We start from the raw sequence: 20,763 nt of genomic DNA on the forward strand, positions 1-20,763 counted from the left end.
TCGCGCCCCATTGGTGCGGCTTGCGCCGCCAGACCGAGCCGCCCACCGCCGGGCTCGCGCCGCAACCGCCGTTGCGGCATCGGCGTGCCGATCCCTTGGAGTGACGGACTCATGGATACGTCCAGCATCAACGCCCAGAGCATCTTCGACGACAACGCCGCCATGCTGAAACTCAGCTGGCTGACGGGGCATGAAGGCTGGGAGCGCGGATTCTCCGCCGACACGGTCGCGAACGCGACGTCGAGCGCCGATCTCGTCGGCCACCTGAATCTGATCCACCCGAACCGGATCCAGGTGCTGGGCGAAGCGGAAATCGACTACTACCAACGCCAGACTGACGAGGATCGCTCTCGCCACATGGCCGAGTTGATCGCGCTCGAACCGCCGTTTCTCGTGGTCGCGGGCGGCGCAGCTGCGCCGCCGGAGCTTGTTTTGCGCTGCACGCGCTCGTCGACGCCGCTTTTCACCACGCCGATGTCGGCCGCCGCCGTGATCGACAGCCTGCGCCTCTACATGTCGCGCATCCTCGCGCCGCGCGCGACGCTGCACGGCGTGTTCCTCGACATCCTCGGCATGGGCGTGCTGCTCACCGGCGATTCGGGGCTCGGCAAGAGCGAGCTTGGGCTCGAATTGATCAGCCGCGGGCACGGGCTGGTCGCCGACGACGCCGTCGATTTCGTCCGACTTGGCCCCGATTTCGTCGAAGGGCGCTGCCCGCCGCTGCTGCAAAACCTGCTCGAAGTGCGCGGCCTCGGCCTGCTCGACATCAAGACGATCTTCGGCGAAACCGCGGTGCGCCGGAAAATGAAGCTGAAGCTGATCGTTCAGCTCGTGCGCCGGCCGGACGGCGAATTCCAGCGGCTGCCGCTCGAAAGCCAAACGGTCGACGTGCTCGGCCTGCCGATCAGCAAGGTCACGATTCAAGTCGCGGCGGGCCGCAACCTCGCGGTGCTCGTCGAGGCGGCGGTGCGCAACACGATCCTGCAATTGCGCGGCATCGATACCCTGCGCGACTTCATGGACCGCCAGCGCCTGGCCATGCAAGACCCGGACAGCCAGTTCCCCGGCAAGCTCGTCTAACCCGCGCCGGCTGCGCGACGATGCGCGCACGCGAGCCGGTGCTATGATGAAACGTCACGATTCCCTCTGCTCATGCGCATTGTCCTCATCACCGGCATTTCCGGCTCCGGCAAATCCGTCGCGCTGAACGCGCTCGAGGACGCAGGCTACTACTGCGTCGACAACTTGCCGCCGCGCGTTCTGCCCGAGCTTGCCCGCTATCTAGCCGACGAAGGTCAGCACCGGCTCGCCGTGGCGATCGACGCGCGCTCGAGCGCATCGCTCGACGAAATGCCCGTCTTGATCCGGGCGTTGTCGCACGCGCACGATGTGCGCGTGCTGTTTCTGAACGCAAGCACGCAGGCGCTGATCCAGCGCTTCTCCGAGACGCGCCGCCGCCACCCGCTGTCGGGCTCGCCGTCGCAGGACGCGGACATCGGCCTGCTATCGTCGCTGGAAGAAGCCATCGAGCGCGAGCGCGACCTCGTCGCCCCGCTCGCCGAGTTCGGCCATCAGATCGACACGAGCAATCTGCGCGCGAACGTACTGCGCACGTGGGTCAAACGTTTCATCGAGCAGAAAAACGACGATCTCGTGTTGATGTTCGAATCGTTCGGCTTCAAGCGCGGCGTGCCGCTCGACGCCGATTTCATGTTCGACGTGCGCGCGTTGCCCAATCCGTACTACGATCACGAACTGCGCCCGCTCACCGGGCTCGACAGGCCGGTCGTCGCGTTTCTCGACGCATTGCCCATCGTCCATCAAATGCTGGACGACATCGAATCGTTTCTCGTCAAATGGCTGCCGCATTTTCGCGAAGACAACCGCAGCTATCTGACAGTCGCCATCGGCTGCACAGGCGGCCAGCACAGGTCGGTATTTCTCGCGGAGACGCTTGCCGCCCGTCTTTCGCAACAGGCCAATGTGATCGTGCGGCATCGTGACGCGCCCGTCGATGTGGACGCGTCGTCGCGGCTAGTCACCTAGCGCCGCTCCTGCACCCCGGCCCTGCCATGTCCTCTCTGTCGACCACGCTAATCGATTTGCCGCTTTTCCCGCTGCATACGGTACTGTTCCCCGGCGGGCTGCTGCCTCTGAAAGTGTTCGAGGCGCGTTATCTGGACATGGCGCGCGCCTGCCTGCGCGACAATGCACCGTTCGGCGTATGCCTGCTGAAAAGCGGCCCCGAAGTCGCTCAGGAAGGCGAAATATCAGTGCCGGAAACGATCGGCTGCATGGCGCGGATCATCGAATGCGACACCGGCGAATTCGGCATGCTCTACCTGCGCACGCTCGGCACGCAGCGCTTCGAGCTGTTGTCGCACCGGGTCGAATCGAACGGCTTGCTGGTCGGCATCGCCGAGCCGATGCAAGACGACCTCCCGCTCGACGGCGACGACGCGCTTGCCCGCTTCGGCGCGTGCTCGGAAGCACTCGAGCGGATCATCGAGGCGTTGCGCAAATCCGGGACCGAGCTGCCGTTCATCGAGCCATTTCGTTTCGACGACCCTACCTGGGTGTCGAATCGGCTTGCCGAAGTGCTGCCGCTCGATTTACGCGCGCGGCAAAAGCTGATGGAGTTTCCCGATGTCGGCGCGCGCATCGACGCGGTGCATCGGGAATTGCATCGGCATGGATGGCTGTAGATCACGCCGGGATCGCCATTGCAGGGGCCCCCGCCGCGGCAATCCGTTGCGCCTTGCTGTCCTGCCCCCTCCAGCGCCGGTAATGGCGATGCTCCGGCGCTGCTCGCCGCTGCCTTTCGGCGCAGGCAGCACCAGCCGCTCGGATCAGCCCGTTCGGGCCGCCTTTTTCGACCCGGCCGGACGCCGAATAACCGCCCAAACGGCATTACCGCCCTCGTCCCCTAAAGCAACGACCCGGTCAACCCGTCGAGCAGCTTGCGCACCGGCGCGGGCACGCCGTAAGCATCGAGCTTGTCGAGCGGCACCCATGCGGTCTCGTCGTCGGCCGCTTGCGGCACGGCCGCCGCCGTGCCGTCGAGTTGCGCGAGCCGCGGCTCGATCTCGAGCTTGAAGTGCGTAAACGTATGGGTGAGCGGCGCGAGCGGCACCGGCTTCGCGCCGCCGAATTCGCGCGCGCGGCGCGCGAGCGCCGCATCGCCGTCCGCCTCGGGCAGGCTCCATAAGCCGCCCCAAATGCCTGCGGGCGGGCGCCGCTGCAACAACACCGCGTCGCCGTCACGCAGCACCAGCATCCACGTGCGGCGCGTGGGCACTGCCTTCTTCGGGCGCGCGGCCGGCAGCTCGCGCTGTCTGCCGGTGCGCTGCGCGACACAATCGCCCGCGAACGGGCAGCGCGCGCAATCGGGCTTGCCGCGCACGCACAGCGTCGCGCCAAGGTCCATCAAACCCTGCGTGTAAGCGGTCACGTCGGCCGGGTTGGCCGCATCCGGCAACAACGCCTCGGCAAGCGCCCACATCTCGTTCTCGACGCGCTTGTCGCCCGGAAAACCCTCGACGCCGAACACGCGCGCGAGCACCCGCTTCACATTGCCGTCGAGGATCGTCGCACGCGCGCCAAACGCGAACGACGCGATCGCCGCGGCCGTCGAGCGGCCAATGCCCGGCAATTCGGCAAGCGCGTCGGGCGTCGCAGGAAATGCGCTGCCATGCTGCTCGACAACCGCCTGCGCGCAACGATGCAGATTGCGCGCGCGCGAGTAGTAGCCAAGCCCGGCCCACAACGCCATCACATCGTCGATCGGCGCGGCCGCGAGCGCGGCGACGTCCGGATAACGCTCAAGAAAGCGCACATAGTACGGCACGACCGTCGATACCTGCGTCTGCTGGAGCATGATCTCGGACAACCAGATCCGGTACGGATCGCGCGTGTTCTGCCACGGCAGATCGTGGCGGCCGTGCTTGCACTGCCATTCGATCAGCGTCGGCGCAAAGCTCCGGTGAAGCGGCGTGACGGCGGGGGCTGGGGGAGAAGTGCGAGGCGGTTTCAAGATTTCAATGCTGGCAATTCGGACAAAAATAGGTCGACCGCTGACCCTGGACGATCTGCCGGATCGGCGTGCCGCAAACCCGGCACGGCTTGCCCGCGCGGTCGTAGACGAAACAGTCGAGCTGAAAGTAGCCGCTCTCGCCGCTGCTGCCGACGAAATCGCGCAGCGTGCTGCCGCCCCGGTCGATTGCATCGGCAAGCGTGGCGCGCACGGCGTCGGCCAGACGCTCGTAACGCGGCAACGACACGCGCCCGGCCGCGACAGTCGGCCGGATGCCCGCGCGAAACAGGCTCTCGGACGCATAGATATTGCCCACGCCGACGACGATATCGCCCGCAAGCAGCGCCTGCTTGACCGACACCGTGCGCCCGCGCGTGCGCACATGCATCAGCGCGCCCGAAAAAGCTTGAGAGAACGGCTCGACACCCAGGCTCGCGAGCAGCGGGTGCGCACTCACGTCGCCGGCATCGCGCGGATGCCAGAGCACGGCGCCAAAACGGCGCGGATCGCGAAAGCGCAACACGAATTCGTCAAAGATCCAATCGACGTGATCGTGCTTTTCAGGCGCTGGCGGCTTACCGGTCGGCAGCACGCGCAGCGTACCCGTCATGCCGAGATGGACGATGAACCATCCCGCATCGACTTCGAACAACAGATATTTGCCGCGACGCGTGACGCCGCGCACCTCGCGCGCCTTCAGCAAATCGGCGAGATCGGCTGGCACCGGCCAGCGCAACATCGTGGTGCGCACGTCGACGCGCTTCACGCACCGGCCTGCGACGAACGGCTCGATGCCGCGGCGGGTAACCTCGACTTCCGGCAACTCTGGCATGGTTGACTGGTCTCTATCTCACTGAGCAAAGGCTGCTGACATTCGCGATGACATGCACGCGCAGCCCACGGCGATGCCCGCTTGCGCGGCGCCGAGCCGCCGCGCCCGCCTACTTGCGGCACGAGCCGCCGGAAATCCCGTCACCGCGACGGACAGCGCACATGCCCGCGGGATGCGGTACGGGTAACGCCCGCATATCCCGGCGGCAAGCGTCATGCAGCGCAAACGTCCGCCCGCCCGACAAGCGCGAACCGAAAACGGCTGCCGCAAGCATGCCCGAAATCGCCCGTATGACGGCGCGGCCCGTCGCGGCGACGCCGGCTGGGCCGACACCGCGGCATCGGAGCCCGCCCGCCGCCAAACCACCCGCCCGCGCCTGGAAGAAATTTTCCGCCGGGAACGGGCGGTTTCGGACGTTCGCGCGCATGTTTCGGGCGTAACACACGCTAGCAAATGGCAACAGTGCGCGTATTGTAGCGAGCGCGTTACAATCGGCTGAAACATTGAACGGATTTCCATGACCTTGCCCTCGAAGCTGTTCCCGAAGCGCGTTGCCGCTGCGCGCAGCCCGCGCACCGCCACGGTACGCCGCACGATCGGCGCCGCGCTCATCGCGGCGTGGACGTTGGCCGCCTTCCCCGTCCATGCGCAAGACCAGGCAGACGACGACGCATCGCAAGACGCCTTCGCGCCGACGTTGCCGGAAGAGCAGAAAAATCTGCCGAATGTCCCGTTGACAAGCCAGATCGTCTATCAGGTGCTCGCGGCCGAGGTCGCCCTGCAGCGCAATCTGCCCGCGCCCGCGTACCAGACCTACCTGGCGCTCGCGCGCGACACGCGCGATCCGCGCATGGCACAGCGCGCGACCGAAATCGCGCTCGCCGCGCAAAGCCCGGCCGATGCGCTGTCCGCAGCGAATCTGTGGCGCGAGTATGCGCCGAATTCGCAGCGCGCCGGGCAAGTCGACGCCGCTTTGCTCGTGCTCGGCGGCCGGCCCGCCGACGCGCAGCCGCTGCTCGCGCAAGAACTCGCGCGCACGTCGCCCGACACCCGGGGCGACGCGATTCTCGCGCTGCAGGCGCTGCTGTCGCGCGGGCCGAACCGCGTCGGCGGCCTGACCGTTCTGCAGGATCTGCTGAAGAACGACATGAACCGTCCGCAAGCGCGGCTCGCGATCGCGCGGCAGCTGCTCGCGACCGACGACAAAACCGGCGCGGTGCAGTCGCTGAAGGAAGCGCTGCGCATCAAACCCGACTATCTGCCCGCAGCGCTGATGCTGTCGCAAATGGGGCCGGCCGAACGCGCGAGCGGCATCGCATCGTTCGAAAAGTTCGTCCAGCAGAACCCGAAGTCACGCGACGGCCGCTTGGCGCTCGCCCAGCTCTATCTTGCCGACGATCGCCTGAACGATGCGCAAACGCAATTCGAAGCGATGCGCAAGAACGACTCGCGCGACCCGACGCCGCTGATGGCGCTCGCGCTCATCAAGATTCAGCAGAAGCATCTCGACGAGGCAAGCGCGTACCTGAAGGATTATGTGCGGGTCGCGCAGAAGAAATCCGGCGCGGACGTCGGGCAGGCTTACGTCTATCTCGCGCAGATCGCGCTCGACCAGAACAACGATGCGCTTGCCGCGCAATGGCTCGACAAGGTCGACGAATCGAGCCAGCAATACCTGTCCGCGCAGATCACGCGCGCGCAATTGCTGCAAAAGCAAGGCAAGACCGACGAAGCGCGCAAATTGCTCGCGAACCTGCAGCCGTCCGACCCGCGCGACGCCGCAATGGTCGTGCGCACCGACGCATCGCTCCTCTTCAGCGCGAAGCGCTACAAGGAAGCCGCGGACCGGCTCGCGCAGGCCGTCAACGATTTTCCGGACGATGCCGATCTGCGTTACGACTACGCAATGGCGTGCGAAAAGATCGGCCAATACACGACGATGGAACAGCAATTGCGCCTGCTGATGCGTGCGCAGCCGGACAATCCGCAGGCGTACAACGCGCTCGGCTATTCGCTTGCCGATCGCAATCTGCGCCTGCAGGAAGCGAGCAAGCTGATCGAGAAGGCGAACACGCTCGCGCCCAACGACGCATTCATCATGGACAGCCTCGGCTGGGTCAAGTATCGCCTCGGCGATACCGCCAACGCCAAACAAATCCTGCAGCGCGCATACGATCTGCAGCCGAACGCGGAAATCGGCGCGCATCTCGGTGAAGTGCTGTGGAAAAGCGGCTCGCAGGACGAAGCACGCGCCGCGTGGCGCGCCGCGCGCAAGCTCGAGCCGGACAACGACACGCTCGTGCAGACGCTCAAGCGTTTTCAGGTGAACGGGCTTTGATCGCGATGAAGCGTTTCGCCATGCCACGCGCGGCACGCGGCTTTGCGTTCGCCGCATCGGTCTGCGCCGCGCTCGCGCTTGCCGGCTGCGCGTCGCCGCCGCGCACGAGCGCGCCCGGCGCGGCTGCCGCCGCTTCGGACGCGCTGCGCACCGCGTCGAGCCGCGCATATACGGGCCGCTTCGCGGTGCAATACCATGATGAACTCGGCACGGCGCGCAACGTCTACGGCAATTTCGACTGGCAGGAGCAAGGCGCGAGCGTGACGCTCGAATTGAGGAATCCGCTCGGGCAAACACTCGCAATCGTCAAATCGGCGCCCGACGGCGCATCGCTCGAGTTGCCGAACCGCGAACCGCAGTATGCATCGGACGTCGGCGAGCTGATGCAAAAAACGCTCGGCTTCTCGCTGCCGCTCGACGGGCTGCGCTACTGGCTACAGCCGGCCCCCGCTCCCGCGACGCCCGCCGAAACCGTGCGCGACCCGCAAGACGGCACACGCATCAAGGAAATCCGCCAGGACGGCTGGACCATCGATTATCTCGCATACGCCGACGCGCCCGCAGTCGGCGTCAAGCGCGTCGACCTGATGCGGCAAGAGCCCGCGCTCGACATCAAGCTCGTGCTCGAGCACTGAGCGCGTGCATTTTTGTTCGAAAAAGTTTTTCGCATGACCGATACGACCCGCTCGCTGCGCAACTGCCTCGCCCCGGCGAAACTGAACCTGTTCCTGCATATCACGGGCCGCCGTCCGGACGGCTACCATGAACTGCAAAGCGTGTTCCAATTGCTCGACTGGGGCGACATGCTGCACTTCACGTTGCGCGACGACGGCCAAGTCTCGCGCAAGACCGACGTGCCGGGCGTGCCGGCGCAAGCCGACCTCGTGGTGCGTGCGGCCTTGCTGCTTAAGACGCACGCCAGCGTCGCGGCCGGCGTCGACATCGAAATCGACAAACGCCTGCCGATGGGCGCGGGCTTGGGCGGCGGCAGCTCCGACGCGGCAACGACGCTGCTCGCGTTGAACCGGCTCTGGCGCCTCGATCTGCCACGCGCGGAATTGCAGGCGCTGGCGGTCAAGCTCGGCGCGGACGTACCGTTCTTCGTATTCGGAAAAAATGCATTCGCTGAGGGTATCGGAGAAGCGCTCCAACAGGTAGAATTACCGCCTCGTTGGTTCTTGGTTGTGACACCATCGGTTCATGTTCCAACCGCAGCGATTTTTTCCGATAAATCGTTGACAAGAGATTCAAAGCCCGTCACAATTATGGACTTTCTTGCACAGCGTAGCAGCGAAGCAGGATGGCCAGACAGCTTTGGCCGGAATGATATGCAAGCTGTTGTGACAAGGCAGTACGCGGAAGTTGCAAAGGTGGTCGATTGGTTTTATAATCTGGCCCCCGCTCGGATGACGGGCTCTGGTGCAAGCGTTTTTGCGGCATTCGGCAGCAAAGACGAGGCAAAAGCGGTGCAAGCCAAATTGCCGGAAAGCTGGAGCAGCACGGTTACCGAGAGCTTGAGTGAGCATCCACTCTACGCTTTCGCGTCATGAAGTTTCGCGGCATCGGATGGCCTACACTTCCGATGTTGCTCAAAGTTGAGTGTAGGGGAGTCGCCAAGTTGGTCAAGGCACCGGATTTTGATTCCGGCATGCGAGGGTTCGAGTCCTTCCTCCCCTGCCAAACATTTCCCGCATTTCCCGCCTAAGCCCGAAGCAGGTGCATGATGAGCAGCCATGACGGCCTGATGGTTTTTACTGGCAACGCCAATCCCGCGCTTGCACAGGAAGTCGTCAAAATTCTCGGTATTCCCCTCGGCAAAGCAATGGTCAGCCGTTTCTCCGACGGCGAGATCCAAGTCGAGATCCAGGAAAACGTGCGGGGCAAGGATGTTTTCGTCCTTCAATCCACGTGTGCGCCGACGAATGACAACCTGATGGAGCTGATGATCATGGTCGATGCGCTGAAGCGCGCATCCGCCGGCCGGATCACCGCCGCCATCCCCTACTTCGGCTACGCGCGCCAGGATCGCCGCCCGCGTTCCGCACGCGTCGCGATTTCCGCGAAGGTCGTCGCGAACATGCTGGAAATCGCCGGCGTCGAGCGGATCATCACGATGGATCTGCACGCCGACCAGATTCAGGGCTTCTTCGACATCCCGGTCGACAACATTTACGCCACGCCGATCCTGCTCGGCGATCTGCGCAAGCAAAGCCATCCGGATCTGCTCGTCGTGTCGCCGGACGTCGGCGGCGTCGTGCGCGCCCGCGCGCTCGCGAAGCAGTTGAACTGCGACCTGGCGATCATCGACAAACGCCGCCCGAAAGCGAACGTCGCCGAAGTGATGAACATCATCGGTGAAGTTGACGGCCGGACATGCGTGATCATGGACGACATGGTCGATACCGCCGGCACGCTCTGCAAGGCCGCGCAAGTGTTGAAGGAGCGCGGCGCGAAGCAGGTGTTCGCGTATGCGACCCACCCTGTCCTGTCGGGCGGCGCGGGCGACCGGATCGCCGCATCGGCGCTCGACGAACTCGTCGTCACCGATACGATCCCGCTGTCGGCCGAGTCGCTCGGCTGCCCGAAGATTCGTGCGCTGTCGAGCGCCGGTCTGCTGGCCGAGACGTTCTCGCGAATCCGCCGCGGCGATTCGGTGATGTCGCTGTTCGCGGAATCGTAAAACGAACCGCCGCTGCAAAGCATGCGCAGAAAGCGAAGCGTCGAGCTTCGCTTTTTGCATAATCGGCCGGGACTGACGAACCCCCGGCCGTTCGTCGAAGGCTCCGTGCGATAGCGGGGCCCTGTTTTACTGCCTGGTCGCGGGCAGTCATTGGAGAAAGTCATGAAAGTCGTCGCTTTCGAGCGCAAACAGCAAGGTACGGGTGCGAGCCGCCGCCTGCGTAATGCCGGCAAGACCACGGGTATCGTGTACGGTGGCGAAGCCGCGCCGCAAATGATCGAGATCGATCACAACGCGCTGTGGCACGCGCTGAAGAAGGAAGCCTTCCACTCGTCGATCCTCGATCTCGAAGTCGAAGGCAAGTCGCAACGCGTGCTGCTGCGCGACGTGCAATATCATCCGTTCCGTCAGCTCGTGCTGCACGTTGACTTCCAGCGCATCGACCCGAAGAAGAAGCTGCACACGAAGGTGCCGCTGCACTTCCTGAACGCGGAAACGAGCCCGGCCGTGAAGCTGTCGAGCGCGGTCGTGTCGCACGTCGTCACGGAAATCGACGTCGAGTGCCTGCCGGGCGACCTGCCGGAATTCCTCGAAGTCGATCTGTCGAAGATCGAAGCGGGCCAGTCGCTGCATGCGAAGGACATCGCGCTGCCGAAGGGCGTCGCGCTGACCCCGCATGTCGACGCAGAAAACCCGGTGGTTGCCTCCGCGACGATTCCGGCCGGCGCCGTGTCGGAAGAAGCGGCGGCGGGCGAAGGCGAAACGCCGGCTGCTTAAGCGCCCTTCAGCGCCTTCCCGGACCGTTTTTCACAACGGTCGACGACCCGCCGCGGCTTGCCCGGCGGGTTTTTCTTTGTTGCGACCCACCAGGGCGGCGGCGTGCCCTGACAGGCGAGTACATCATGATCAAGTTGATCGTCGGCCTCGGCAATCCCGGGGCAGAATATACGGCAACGCGCCACAACGCGGGCTTCTGGCTCGTCGATCAGCTCGCGCGCGAAGCCGGCGCGTCGCTGCGCGACGAGCGGCGCTTCCACGGCTGCTATGCAAAGGCACGGCTCTTCGGCGAAGAGGTGCACCTGCTCGAGCCGCAGACCTACATGAACCGCTCTGGCCAATCGGTCGTCGCGCTCGCGCATTTCTTCAAGATCCTGCCGGACCAGATCCTGGTCGCGCACGACGAACTCGATCTGCCGCCCGGCGCTGTCAAGCTGAAGCTCGGCGGCGGCAGTGGCGGGCACAACGGCCTCAAGGACATCTCCGCACATCTGTCGTCGCAGCAATACTGGCGGCTGCGGATCGGTATCGGCCATCCGCGCGAGCTGATTCCCGAAAGCGCACGCGCCGGCGCGAAGCCCGACGTCGCGAACTTCGTGCTGAAGCCGCCGCGCAAGGAAGAGCAGGATGTGATCGACGCGGCGATCGAACGCGCGCGCGCGGTGATGCCGCTCGTCATCAAAGGCGAACTCGAACGCGCGATGATGCAGTTGCACCGCAACAGCGGCGCGTAACAGGCTGCGGATAGGCGCGGCGGCGCGCGGGCTTCGCGGATTGCGCCGGTTTGGTCTTTTACGGGCTCGCCCGTGCCGCGCGCACGGCGTGCGCATCGGTTAATCTCATTGTTTTATCGCGTCAGGAGCCCAGTAGTGAGCCGTTATTGGAGCGACATCGTTCATCGACTCGAGCCCTATGTGCCGGGCGAACAGCCCGCGCTCGCGCATCCCGTCAAACTGAACACGAACGAAAACCCCTATCCGCCGTCGCCGCGTGCGCTCGACGCGATCCGGCGCGAGCTTGGCGAAACGGGCGATGCGCTGCGCCGCTATCCGGACCCCGTCGCGCGCCGGCTGCGCAAAACGGTGGCCGCGCATCACGGGCTCGCGCCCGAGCAGGTGTTTGCCGGCAACGGCTCCGACGAGGTGCTCGCACACACGTTCCAGGCGCTGCTGCAACACGAGCGGCCGCTGCGCTTTCCGGACATCACATACAGCTTCTATCCGACGTATGCGCGGCTCTATCGAATCGCCTACGAGACGATACCGCTTGCCGACGATTTCTCGATTCGCGTCGACGACTATCTCGACGATTCGGGCTGCGTGCTGTTCCCGAACCCGAACGCGCCGACGGGCCGCGCGCTGCCGCTCGCCGATATCGAGCGCATTGTCGCCGCGAATCCGAGTTCCGTCGTCGTGATCGACGAAGCGTATGTCGACTTCGGCGCGCAATCGGCGGTATCGCTGATCGCACGCTATCCGAATCTGCTTGTCGTGCAAACGGTATCGAAGGCGCGCTCGCTGGCCGGGATGCGCGTCGGCTTTGCGTTCGGCGACGCGGAGCTGATCGACGCGCTCACGCGCGTCAAGGACAGCTTCAACTCGTATCCGCTCGACCGTCTCGCGCAGGCCGCGGTGCAAGCGTCATATGAGGACGATGCGTGGTTCGAGAAAACGCGCGCGCAGGTGATCGCAAGCCGCGAACGGCTCATCGGCGCGCTCGCGGCGCTCGGCTTCGACGTCGTGCCGTCTGCCGCGAACTTCGTGTTCGTGCGCCATCCGCGCCACGACGCAGCGGCGCTCTCGGCACGGCTGAAAGAACGGGAGATTTTCGTGCGGCACTTCAAGCTGCCGCGAATCGATCAGCATCTGCGAATCACAATCGGCACCGACGCCGAGTGCGATACGCTCGTCGCGGCGTTGCGCGAGCTGCTCGTCTGAGCAAGGTCCAAGGCGGTCCGCTCAACCGGCTCGCCTGCATCGGTCAGTATCCGGATACGGCGCCGGATAGCAAACCGGCTGAATCGCGAGCCGTTCGCGCCGGCAGCCCGCCGCCGGAACTCCATCCGGGCCATGCGCTGCCGCCCGCGCACGTCATGCGCCGCCTTGCTCCTGCGGCGCGATCAACGCGCGATACTTCGCCATCAACTGATCCTTCGTCTCCGGATGTCCCGGATCCTGCGGGATGCATTCGACCGGGCACACCTGCTGGCACTGCGGCTCATCGAAATGGCCGACGCATTCGGTGCATTTGTTCGGATCGATCACATAGATTTCCGGACCCATCGAAATCGCGCCGTTCGGGCACTCGGGCTCGCAAACGTCGCAATTGATGCATTCGTCGGTAATCATCAAAGCCATACTGATCTCACTTGCGCCAACGCGCGGCCGGCCAGAGCCGCCGCCGCGCGCGGCCGCTCACGCGGATGGTCCGTTGGACATCGCGGTCACCTTCTCCGTCAGCCATTTCTCGACCGACGGGAACACGAACTTGCTGACATCACCGCCCAACTGCGCGATCTCGCGCACGATCGTGCCCGAGATGAACTGATATTGGTCCGACGGGGTCATGAACATCGTCTCGACATCGGGCAGCAGATAGCGGTTCATCCCGGCCATCTGGAACTCATACTCGAAATCCGACACCGCGCGCAGCCCCCGCACGATCACGCGCGCGTCGTTCGCCCGCACGAAATCCTTGAGCAAACCGGTGAAGCCCATCACCTTCACGTTCGGGTAATGGCCCAGCACCTCGTTCGCAATCTGCAGACGCTCCTCGAGCGAGAAAAACGGCTTTTTCGCACGGCTGTCGGCAACGCCGACGACGAGCGTATCAAAAATACTCGATGCACGCCGCACAAGATCCTCGTGGCCGCGCGTGAGCGGATCGAACGTACCGGGATACACAGCGACTACCATGTCGCGCCTCCTGTCATCGGGCAATTGGGGTCGCGGTCCTGCGCTTCGCGCGCGAACCGCCGACATGGGCGCACGTCACCTGGTGCGGCGCCTCGGTAACACGTATCTGGCTCGTGTCGTTTGGAACGCGCATTATTCATCATTTTCGCGTTGCAGCAAATGATAGTGAACGGCGCCCGCCTTGCCGTGCCGGCACACCTGCCAGCCCGCGAGCGACGCGTGCGCGGCCGGATCGAGCGGCGCGCCCGTCTCGACATACAGGCGCCCGCCCGGCGCGACGAGATCCGGCGCAAGCGCAAGCGCACGTGCGAGTGCGGCCGCGTCGCCGAACGGCGGATCGATGAACACGACATCGAACGAGCCGGGCGCGAGACCGGCGGCGATGCGCAGCGCGTCGGCCTCGGCGATCTCGATCGCGCGTGCGGCGAGTTTTTCCTTGAGCGCGCGCAACTGCTGCGCGGCGCGCGGATGACGCTCGACCATCACGACGCTCGCCGCGCCCCGCGACGCCGCCTCGAAACCGAGCGCGCCGCTGCCCGCGAACAGATCGAGGCAGCGCCGGCCTTCGAGATCCTGGCCGAGCCAATTGAAGAGCGTCTCGCGCACGCGGTCGGGCGTCGGTCGCAGGCCATCGACATCCAGCACCGGAAGCGGCGTGCGCTTCCAATCGCCGCCGATGATGCGGATCGTGTGCGGCCTGCCTCGGCCTGCCGCTGCCGCAGCGCGTGGCGCGCAAGGCCGCGCCGGAGAAGTACGGGACATACGAAGAATTCGATACGAACGAAAAACGCTGGAAACAGCCCGCGCCGCAGCACAAGCTGCGCACCGCGCACCGCAATGACGCGCACGTTACCACAAGCGGCGCGCGCCCTTTGCCGCGCGCGAGCGGCGAACCGCATGCGCCTGATAAAATATCGCGCTTCAGGCGCGCTTGGCGGCGCGCCTTCAGATGCTCGCATCGGGCCGGCCGACCGGTGCCGCGCCCGCCCCGCCTCTTTCCGCAAGCAAAATCATGTTCAGCTTTTTCAAACGATTCAGGAAAGCGCCCGAAGCCACATCGGCCGAGCCGCAACCAACGCCCGACGCGGACCATCCGGCAGACGAGCTTGCGCAACACGACGCGCGCGACGAAGCGGCGCCGGCAGTTGTACCCGAAGCGCACGCGGATGCCGCCGCGCACGAAGATGCGCCGGCAGCCGGCTCCGTGCCGCCGATACCCGCTACCTCCGCTGCCGTGCCCGCCGCAGACGGCTCGGCCGCCACGCCCGCCGCAGCGTCACCATCCGTCGTGGTGACGGTCACGCCATCCGCGAACCGCGACGGCGAAGTGGTCGAAACGGTCGAAATCGTACCGCCGCCCGCTGCCGAGCCGGCCGCGAAAAAATCGTGGCTGACGCGGCTGAAATCGGGTCTCGCGAAAACGAGTTCGAACATCACAAGCGTGTTCGTCAACACGAAAATCGACGACGCGCTCTATGAAGAACTCGAAACGGCGCTGCTGATGTCCGACGCCGGCATCGACGCGACCGAGCATTTGCTCACCGCGCTGCGCGAAAAAGTGCGCGCGGCTCGCCTGACCGATCCGCAGCAAGTCAAGCGCGCGTTGCGCGACCTGATCGTCGAGCTATTGGCGCCGCTCGAGAAATCGCTCGTGCTAGGCCGCGCGCAGCCGCTCGTGATGATGATCGCGGGCGTCAACGGTGCGGGCAAGACAACGAGCATCGGCAAGCTCGCGAAGCATCTGCAACGCTTCGATCAGTCGGTGCTGCTCGCGGCGGGCGATACGTTTCGCGCGGCCGCGCGCGAGCAACTCGCGATCTGGGGCGAGCGCAACAACGTGACCGTCGTTCAGCAGGAAAGCGGCGATCCGGCCGCGGTGATCTTCGACGCGGTCGGCGCGGCGCGCGCGCGCAAAATCGACGTGATGATGGCCGACACGGCGGGCCGCCTGCCGACGCAACTCCATCTGATGGAGGAACTGCGCAAGGTCAAGCGTGTGATCGGCAAGGCGCACGACAGCGCGCCGCATGAAGTCCTGCTCGTGATCGACGCGAATACCGGCCAGAATGCGCTTACGCAGGTCAAGGCATTCGACGATGCGCTCGGCCTGACGGGCCTGATCGTCACCAAGCTCGACGGCACCGCGAAGGGCGGCATCCTCGCCGCGATCGCGCGGCAACGGCCGATTCCGGTGTATTTCATCGGTGTCGGCGAGAAGGTCGAGGATCTGCAGCCGTTCAGCGCGGAAGAATTCGCGGACGCGCTGCTTGGCTGACGCCGCGCAATCATGCCGGCGCGTGCGCTGGAACGGGCGCGGCGCTTTGGGATTTGGGACGCCCGTTTGCCGAGTTTCATCCGGCCGGCAATCCAATCATTCGGCAAACCAGCTAATCGGCCGATCTCGGCTTGCCGCGCACGGGCAAAAACCGTGTGCGGCTACTGCTCCGCGTCCGGCTGCGCGGCGGGCACCGACGCCTTGAACGCATCGAACGTCATCGCATGGTCGAAAATGCGCTGGATCGTCGGATAACGCGTGGTGTCGATCGCGAAGCGGTGCGCATTGAACACTTGCGGCACGACGCAGAGATCGGCAAGCGTCGGCGTGTCACCAAAGCACAGCTTGCCCGTGCGCGGATCGTGCGCGAGGCGCGCCTCGAGCTTCGCGAATCCGTCATCGATCCAATGGCGATACCACGCATCTTTTGCGTCGTCGTCGATCTTCAGTGTGTGCTTCAGGTACTTCAGCACGCGCAGGTTGTTGAGCGGGTGGATCTCGCAGGCCACCAACAACCCGATCGCGCGCACGTATGCGCGATCGAGCGGCACGTGCGGCAGCAGCGGCACATCCGGATACTTTTCGTCGAGATACTCGATGATCGCGAGCGACTGATGCAGCGGCGAATCGCCGTCGACGAGCGTCGGCACGAGCGCGTCCGGATTCAGCGCGCGATAGTCTTCCTTCAATTGCTGGCCGCCGTCGCGCAACAGGTGCACCGGCACATAATCGAACGGCAGCCCCTTCAGACGCAGCGCAATGCGCACGCGAAACGACGCCGAGCTGCGGAAATAACTGTATAGCTTCATCGTGATCCTCATTGCGTGGGCCGCCGATCGGCCGTTGCGACTGACACTGCCCGGCACTTGCCGCGCGGCTGAAAAGATGCTCCGCCCGTTGCGCAACGGCGAACGCGATCCGATAACCGATAACCGATAACCGATAACGGCCGAAAGTGTAACGCGCCGCCCGCGTCCCCGGCAGCCATGCGGGGCGCGTGACGTGGCGAATGCCGCCGTGTCGGCCGGCACGGCGCGCAACCCGACGCGCGCCGCTAAAAAAACGAATGCCGCGCCTGCCGGCGGACCGGCAGGCGCCCGATTCAGCGCCCGATCGGGGGCGAAGCCCGGCTCGCCTGTCCGTCGCAGGAGCCTTCACGAGGCCCGCTTGCCAAATTCTCGCACCATCCCGATGCGCGCCCGCCGCCATTACCGTGCGATAAAGACAGCAATGCGCCGCAAACAACCCGCCTCATGCCTGCGGCCATCCGTCAACGGCGTGCCAAGCCGCCGATGGCCGCCCGAAAGACACTTGCGCTTGCAAGAATCACACAAATGCGGTACTCAGTGATTTCCCTGCATACCGAGTTGCGCGTTGCCGTTCGACCAACGAACCCAGTCCCGGCCGCCGCTCCCGCTCCTCAATGACCGATTCCGACGCCAACGCCCCGCTACCCGAACCTTTCGCGTGTGCCCGCTTCATCAAGGAGATCGGGCGCGGCCCCAACGGCGCCCGCCCGCTGCCCTTCGACGACGCGCTCGCCCTTTACCGCGCGATACTGGACGGCCACGTGTCGGACGTCGAACTCGGCGCGGTCCTGATCGCTTATCGGCTCAAAGGCGAAACGCCTGCCGAGCTGGCGGCGATGCTCGCCGCCGCGCACGCGTCGTTCGAGCCGCTGCACGTGCAGGACGGCGTCTTCCGCCCGGTATCGATCCCGAGCTATAACGGCGCGCGCAAGCAGCCGAACCTCGTACCGCTTCTCGCGCTGTTGCTCGCGCGCGAGGGCGTGCCCGTGCTCGTGCACGGCGTCGCCGACGATCCGGGCCGCGTGACGAGCGCGGAAATCTTCAACGAACTGTCGATCCCGCCCGGCAGCACGCACGACGAGATCGAGGATACGCTCGCCGAGCGCCGCGTCGCCTTCGCGCCGATCGGCGTGCTCGCGCCGAAGCTCGCGCGCCTGATCGCGCTACGCCGCGTGCTGGGCGTGCGCAATTCGACGCACACGATCGTCAAGCTGCTGCAGCCGTTCGAACCGGCTGGGCTACGCCTCGTCAACTACACCCACCCGCCGTACCGTGACAGCCTCATCGAACTGTTTCGCAACCATCCGCCGGCAGCCGCCGGCGGCGCGCTGCTCGCTCGCGGCACCGAAGGCGAGGCGGTCGCCGACACGCGCCGCCAGGTGCAGATCGACTGGCTGCATGACGGACTGTGCGAGACGGTCGTCGAGCCGGTACGCTCGTCACCCGATGCGCCGCCCGCCGAGTTGCCCGAATCGCGCGACGCGGCCACGACAGCCGCCTGGACCGATGCCGTCATGCGCGGCGAAATCCCGGTGCCGATCACGATCGCCACGCAGGTCGAGACGATCGTGCGGCTCGCGCGAATCGTCGAATAAACGCCGAGTGCGCTGCCGCACGGCGCTTGGCGCGCATGATTGACAGCCCCCGCGAACTTCGCATAGAGTTGTCGCCATGCGTTCCTATCAGAACACCCTCCGAATTACTTCCGGCCGCCTAGCGCGGCCGCTATCGCTACGACTAGCGTAAAGCTGTCGTGGCGCCGTGCCGCACCGGCGCGGTCCCGCCCTTAGCAGTTCCCGCAGTTTCCTTCTCGCTGTTTTTTACAACCCATAGTCGTCAGCCTTCGTCCGTCGATCCGTCGGGCGAAATGCGAAGATTCCCGCGTGCGTCATGCAATCCGGCATGAGCGTGCGCAGGCGGCGCCTACCGGCGCGTCATGCCGTCATTGTCTTCGCTCGCGACTCGACACTCGAGGTCACGATGCAACGCAATCCCGCCGACAAATACCGACCGTTCGAACCCGTGCGCATCAACGCACGCCGATGGCCGAGCCGCACGATCGAGCGCGCGCCGGTCTGGATGAGCACCGATCTGCGCGACGGCAATCAGGCACTCATCGAGCCGATGAGCATCGACAAGAAGCTCGAGTTTTTCGAGAGGCTCGTCGCGATCGGCTTCAAGGAAATCGAAGTCGGGTTTCCGTCGGCTTCGCAGACCGACTTCGATTTCGTGCGCAAGCTGATCGTCGAAAAACGCATTCCCGACGACGTGACGATCGAAGTGCTCGTGCAATCGCGCGAGGATCTGATCGCGCGCACGTTCGACGCGCTCGAAGGCGCGCCGCGCGCGATCGTCCATCTGTACAACGCAATCTGCCCGTCGTTTCGCCGGATCGTATTTGGCGCGTCGAAGGAAGAAGTGAAGGCGCTCGCCGTCGACGGCACCCGGCTCATCAAGGAGCACGCGCGGGCGCGCCCCGGCACGCATTGGACCTTTCAATACTCGCCCGAGACGTTCAGCATGACCGAGCTGTCGTTCGCGCGCGAGGTGTGCGACGCGGTTGCGCAAACTTGGCGGCCCACGCGCGAGCGCAAGATGATCGTGAACCTGCCCGCGACCGTCGAAGCGGCCACGCCGAACGTGTTCGCCGACCAGATCGAGTGGATGGACCGCCATCTCAGCTACCGGGACAGCATCGTGCTGTCCGTGCATCCGCACAACGATCGCGGTACCGCCGTGGCCGCGGCCGAACTCGCGCTGCTCGCGGGCGCGGAGCGCATCGAGGGCTGCCTGTTCGGCAACGGCGAGCGCACCGGCAACGTCGACCTCGTCACGCTCGCGCTGAACCTGTACACGCAGGGCATCGATCCGGGTCTCGATTTCTCCGATATCGACGCGGTGCGGCACACCGTCGAGCGCTGCAACCAGATTCCCGTGCATCCACGCCATCCTTACGCGGGCGATCTCGTTTTCACCGCGTTCTCGGGCTCGCATCAGGATGCGATCCGCAAGGGCTTCGCGCAGCAGCAGCCCGACGCGCGCTGGGAGGTGCCCTATCTGCCGATCGATCCCGCCGATCTCGGCCGCAGCTATGACGCGGTGATTCGCGTGAACAGCCAATCCGGCAAGGGCGGCGCGACCTATCTGCTCGAGCGCGGGATGGGGTTTACGCCGCCGCGCCGCGTGCAGATCGAATTCAGCCACGTCGTGCAGGCCTCGGCCGACGCTTCGGGTGAGGAAATGACCGCGGACGCAATCTGTACGCTCTTCGCGAGCGAGTATCTGCAAACGGCCGGGCCCGCCGCGCGGGCTGGCGCATCGGCGAGCTGGCTCAATCGCGAGATCGCGCTTGCGCCCGCCGCTGACGCGCCAAGCGCGGTGCGGCAGTCGGCCGCCGCATTCGCCGCGGCGGCAGGCGTGGCAATCGAGGTGGTGTCGTGTGAGGTCGAGCGCACCGCACAAGGCGACATCGCGGTATTCGTCGGCGCAAAGGTCGGCGGCGCGACGCTGCGGCATGGCGTCGGCGTTCACCGCGATCCGGCCGCCGCAGGCACGGAGGCGGTCGTGAGCGCGATCAACCGCTCGGCATGGAGCCGTGACAAGCGGCGGGCAGCCGCCTGAGCGGCTCGGGCGCACGCCGTCACCATCAAGCACGAGCGAACCGGCCAGTACGGGCTGTAACGCGCGGCGCACCACGGCGCGCGTTGCCGGCGCAGGCGAGATCCGCGGCGCCGGCGCGAAATCGCGGCTCACGAAGCCGCTGCAAACGAAAAGGCCCCGATCAGGGGCCCGTCAATCCTTCTTGTTTCGATCGAAAACTCGCCAAAAACCACAAAACCCAACTCAATAAAAATAATCGGCAATAACCCACCGGCGCTTCGGGAAAAATGGCCGCCGGATATGCACGCGTGTGCATCCCCGTAGCGGGCGCGCGCGCACGCGTTTGCCCGGCAATAGCGATACCGCGCCGGAAGAGGTGCACGATAGCCACGAACGACGATCGCAGCAGTGAGCTGCGCCGGCGGAATCGGCAGGCGCAAACGCATATTCGCCGAATTGAGTGCTTTCGCCGACTTGGCCGTCCGCGCAAGCCCGTCACGGGCA

Annotated in this window: 20 protein-coding genes and 1 tRNA gene; 14 read left to right on the forward strand and 7 right to left on the reverse strand. The window is 65.3% G+C overall.

The window, feature by feature from the left end; all coding sequences use genetic code 11:
* Window positions 1–111 precede the first annotated feature (111 nt).
* From hprK to BSIN_RS18285, 3 genes are all read left to right on the forward strand, one after another.
* Window positions 112–1,080, forward strand: a complete 969-nt coding sequence (gene hprK / locus BSIN_RS18275) for an HPr(Ser) kinase/phosphatase (RefSeq protein ID WP_004195225.1) — start codon at window positions 112–114, stop codon at window positions 1,078–1,080.
* Window positions 1,081–1,152: 72 nt separating this feature from the next.
* Window positions 1,153–2,046 carry an RNase adapter RapZ gene (gene rapZ / locus BSIN_RS18280; RefSeq protein ID WP_059517779.1) on the forward strand — a complete coding sequence of 298 codons (894 nt, stop codon included), beginning with the start codon at window positions 1,153–1,155 and terminating at the stop codon, window positions 2,044–2,046.
* 26 nt (window positions 2,047–2,072) lie between these two features.
* Window positions 2,073–2,705 carry an LON peptidase substrate-binding domain-containing protein gene (locus BSIN_RS18285; RefSeq protein WP_069235006.1) on the forward strand — a complete coding sequence of 211 codons (633 nt, stop codon included), beginning with the start codon at window positions 2,073–2,075 and terminating at the stop codon, window positions 2,703–2,705.
* Between the two features lie 221 nt (window positions 2,706–2,926).
* Here the strand turns inward: BSIN_RS18285 and mutY are convergent, their stop codons facing one another.
* Window positions 2,927–4,033 (reverse strand): A/G-specific adenine glycosylase, encoded by a 1,107-nt coding sequence (gene mutY, locus BSIN_RS18290; protein WP_089341513.1) that lies wholly within the window; start codon window positions 4,031–4,033, stop codon window positions 2,927–2,929.
* Between the two features lie 4 nt (window positions 4,034–4,037).
* A complete protein-coding gene (gene mutM / locus BSIN_RS18295) occupies window positions 4,038–4,865 on the reverse strand; it encodes a bifunctional DNA-formamidopyrimidine glycosylase/DNA-(apurinic or apyrimidinic site) lyase (protein ID WP_059517773.1) in 828 nt (275 codons plus the stop codon).
* Window positions 4,866–5,382: 517 nt separating this feature from the next.
* Between mutM and BSIN_RS18305 the strand changes: the two genes are divergently transcribed.
* The 8 genes from BSIN_RS18305 to hisC all read left to right on the forward strand — a co-directional run bounded on the left by BSIN_RS18305 (window position 5,383) and on the right by hisC (window position 12,597).
* Window positions 5,383–7,203, forward strand: a complete 1,821-nt coding sequence (locus tag BSIN_RS18305; protein ID WP_089341515.1) for a tetratricopeptide repeat protein — start codon at window positions 5,383–5,385, stop codon at window positions 7,201–7,203.
* Entirely contained in the window at window positions 7,200–7,838 is a 639-nt protein-coding gene (gene lolB / locus BSIN_RS18310; RefSeq protein WP_173678712.1) for a lipoprotein insertase outer membrane protein LolB, read from the forward strand. The genes BSIN_RS18305 and lolB overlap by 4 nt, the downstream gene beginning before the upstream one ends.
* 33 nt (window positions 7,839–7,871) lie before the next feature.
* A complete protein-coding gene (gene ispE / locus BSIN_RS18315) occupies window positions 7,872–8,753 on the forward strand; it encodes a 4-(cytidine 5'-diphospho)-2-C-methyl-D-erythritol kinase (protein WP_089341516.1) in 882 nt (293 codons plus the stop codon).
* Between the two features lie 53 nt (window positions 8,754–8,806).
* A tRNA-Gln gene (locus tag BSIN_RS18320) sits at window positions 8,807–8,883 on the forward strand.
* Window positions 8,884–8,926: 43 nt separating this feature from the next.
* Window positions 8,927–9,883 (forward strand): ribose-phosphate pyrophosphokinase, encoded by a 957-nt coding sequence (locus BSIN_RS18325; RefSeq protein ID WP_059518037.1) that lies wholly within the window; start codon window positions 8,927–8,929, stop codon window positions 9,881–9,883.
* A gap of 162 nt (window positions 9,884–10,045) precedes the next feature.
* Window positions 10,046–10,660: a 50S ribosomal protein L25/general stress protein Ctc gene (locus BSIN_RS18330; RefSeq protein WP_059517767.1), complete on the forward strand. Its 615-nt coding sequence runs from the start codon at window positions 10,046–10,048 to the stop codon at window positions 10,658–10,660.
* 125 nt (window positions 10,661–10,785) lie between these two features.
* Entirely contained in the window at window positions 10,786–11,394 is a 609-nt protein-coding gene (pth, locus tag BSIN_RS18335; protein ID WP_059517765.1) for an aminoacyl-tRNA hydrolase, read from the forward strand.
* Between the two features lie 135 nt (window positions 11,395–11,529).
* Complete coding sequence (gene hisC / locus BSIN_RS18340; protein WP_089341517.1) at window positions 11,530–12,597, forward strand: histidinol-phosphate transaminase; 1,068 nt, start codon at window positions 11,530–11,532, stop codon at window positions 12,595–12,597.
* Between the two features lie 153 nt (window positions 12,598–12,750).
* Here hisC and BSIN_RS18345 read toward each other — a convergent pair whose 3' ends face one another.
* The 3 genes from BSIN_RS18345 to rsmD form a co-directional block, all read right to left on the reverse strand.
* Window positions 12,751–13,017, reverse strand: coding sequence for a YfhL family 4Fe-4S dicluster ferredoxin (locus BSIN_RS18345; protein ID WP_069235011.1), 267 nt, complete (start codon window positions 13,015–13,017; stop codon window positions 12,751–12,753).
* Window positions 13,018–13,074: 57 nt separating this feature from the next.
* Window positions 13,075–13,575, reverse strand: coding sequence for a pantetheine-phosphate adenylyltransferase (gene coaD / locus BSIN_RS18350; RefSeq protein WP_059517759.1), 501 nt, complete (start codon window positions 13,573–13,575; stop codon window positions 13,075–13,077).
* 132 nt (window positions 13,576–13,707) lie between these two features.
* A complete protein-coding gene (gene rsmD, locus BSIN_RS18355) occupies window positions 13,708–14,337 on the reverse strand; it encodes a 16S rRNA (guanine(966)-N(2))-methyltransferase RsmD (RefSeq protein ID WP_089341518.1) in 630 nt (209 codons plus the stop codon).
* Window positions 14,338–14,587: 250 nt separating this feature from the next.
* On the opposite strand from rsmD, the gene ftsY reads away from it, so the two are divergent.
* Entirely contained in the window at window positions 14,588–15,850 is a 1,263-nt protein-coding gene (gene ftsY, locus BSIN_RS18360; protein ID WP_089341561.1) for a signal recognition particle-docking protein FtsY, read from the forward strand.
* A gap of 161 nt (window positions 15,851–16,011) precedes the next feature.
* On the opposite strand, the gene maiA is transcribed toward ftsY, so the two are convergent.
* Window positions 16,012–16,659, reverse strand: coding sequence for a maleylacetoacetate isomerase (maiA, locus tag BSIN_RS18365; protein ID WP_089341562.1), 648 nt, complete (start codon window positions 16,657–16,659; stop codon window positions 16,012–16,014).
* Between the two features lie 614 nt (window positions 16,660–17,273).
* Between maiA and ybiB the strand changes: the two genes are divergently transcribed.
* On the forward strand, window positions 17,274–18,254 hold the full coding sequence (ybiB, locus tag BSIN_RS18370; protein WP_059517753.1) for a DNA-binding protein YbiB: 981 nt from the start codon (window positions 17,274–17,276) through the stop codon (window positions 18,252–18,254).
* A 385-nt stretch (window positions 18,255–18,639) separates the two neighbouring features.
* The gene (leuA, locus tag BSIN_RS18380; RefSeq protein ID WP_089341519.1) at window positions 18,640–20,280 is read left to right on the forward strand and encodes a 2-isopropylmalate synthase; all 1,641 of its coding nucleotides are present in this window, start codon (window positions 18,640–18,642) and stop codon (window positions 20,278–20,280) included.
* Between the two features lie 128 nt (window positions 20,281–20,408).
* Here the strand turns inward: leuA and BSIN_RS25515 are convergent, their stop codons facing one another.
* A complete protein-coding gene (locus tag BSIN_RS25515) occupies window positions 20,409–20,705 on the reverse strand; it encodes a hypothetical protein (RefSeq protein WP_143757490.1) in 297 nt (98 codons plus the stop codon).
* Between the last annotated feature and the right edge of the window lie 58 nt (window positions 20,706–20,763).

Source organism: Burkholderia singularis, from assembly GCF_900176645.1.
GTDB classification, from domain to species: Bacteria; Pseudomonadota; Gammaproteobacteria; order Burkholderiales; family Burkholderiaceae; genus Burkholderia; species Burkholderia singularis.

What these genes read in the sequence shown, in the direction of transcription:
- hprK (WP_004195225.1), top strand. Translation starts at nt 112, where the DNA reads ATGGATACGTCCAGCATCAACGCCCAGAGCATCTTCGACGACAACGCC.
- rapZ (WP_059517779.1), top strand. Translation starts at nt 1,153, where the DNA reads ATGCGCATTGTCCTCATCACCGGCATTTCCGGCTCCGGCAAATCCGTC.
- BSIN_RS18285 (WP_069235006.1), top strand. Translation starts at nt 2,073, where the DNA reads ATGTCCTCTCTGTCGACCACGCTAATCGATTTGCCGCTTTTCCCGCTG.
- mutM (WP_059517773.1), bottom strand. Translation starts at nt 4,865, where the DNA reads ATGCCAGAGTTGCCGGAAGTCGAGGTTACCCGCCGCGGCATCGAGCCG.
- BSIN_RS18305 (WP_089341515.1), top strand. Translation starts at nt 5,383, where the DNA reads ATGACCTTGCCCTCGAAGCTGTTCCCGAAGCGCGTTGCCGCTGCGCGC.
- ispE (WP_089341516.1), top strand. Translation starts at nt 7,872, where the DNA reads ATGACCGATACGACCCGCTCGCTGCGCAACTGCCTCGCCCCGGCGAAA.
- BSIN_RS18325 (WP_059518037.1), top strand. Translation starts at nt 8,927, where the DNA reads ATGAGCAGCCATGACGGCCTGATGGTTTTTACTGGCAACGCCAATCCC.
- BSIN_RS18330 (WP_059517767.1), top strand. Translation starts at nt 10,046, where the DNA reads ATGAAAGTCGTCGCTTTCGAGCGCAAACAGCAAGGTACGGGTGCGAGC.
- pth (WP_059517765.1), top strand. Translation starts at nt 10,786, where the DNA reads ATGATCAAGTTGATCGTCGGCCTCGGCAATCCCGGGGCAGAATATACG.
- BSIN_RS18345 (WP_069235011.1), bottom strand. Translation starts at nt 13,017, where the DNA reads ATGGCTTTGATGATTACCGACGAATGCATCAATTGCGACGTTTGCGAG.
- coaD (WP_059517759.1), bottom strand. Translation starts at nt 13,575, where the DNA reads ATGGTAGTCGCTGTGTATCCCGGTACGTTCGATCCGCTCACGCGCGGC.
- rsmD (WP_089341518.1), bottom strand. Translation starts at nt 14,337, where the DNA reads ATGTCCCGTACTTCTCCGGCGCGGCCTTGCGCGCCACGCGCTGCGGCA.
- ftsY (WP_089341561.1), top strand. Translation starts at nt 14,588, where the DNA reads ATGTTCAGCTTTTTCAAACGATTCAGGAAAGCGCCCGAAGCCACATCG.
- maiA (WP_089341562.1), bottom strand. Translation starts at nt 16,659, where the DNA reads ATGAAGCTATACAGTTATTTCCGCAGCTCGGCGTCGTTTCGCGTGCGC.
- ybiB (WP_059517753.1), top strand. Translation starts at nt 17,274, where the DNA reads ATGACCGATTCCGACGCCAACGCCCCGCTACCCGAACCTTTCGCGTGT.
- leuA (WP_089341519.1), top strand. Translation starts at nt 18,640, where the DNA reads ATGCAACGCAATCCCGCCGACAAATACCGACCGTTCGAACCCGTGCGC.
- BSIN_RS25515 (WP_143757490.1), bottom strand. Translation starts at nt 20,705, where the DNA reads ATGCGTTTGCGCCTGCCGATTCCGCCGGCGCAGCTCACTGCTGCGATC.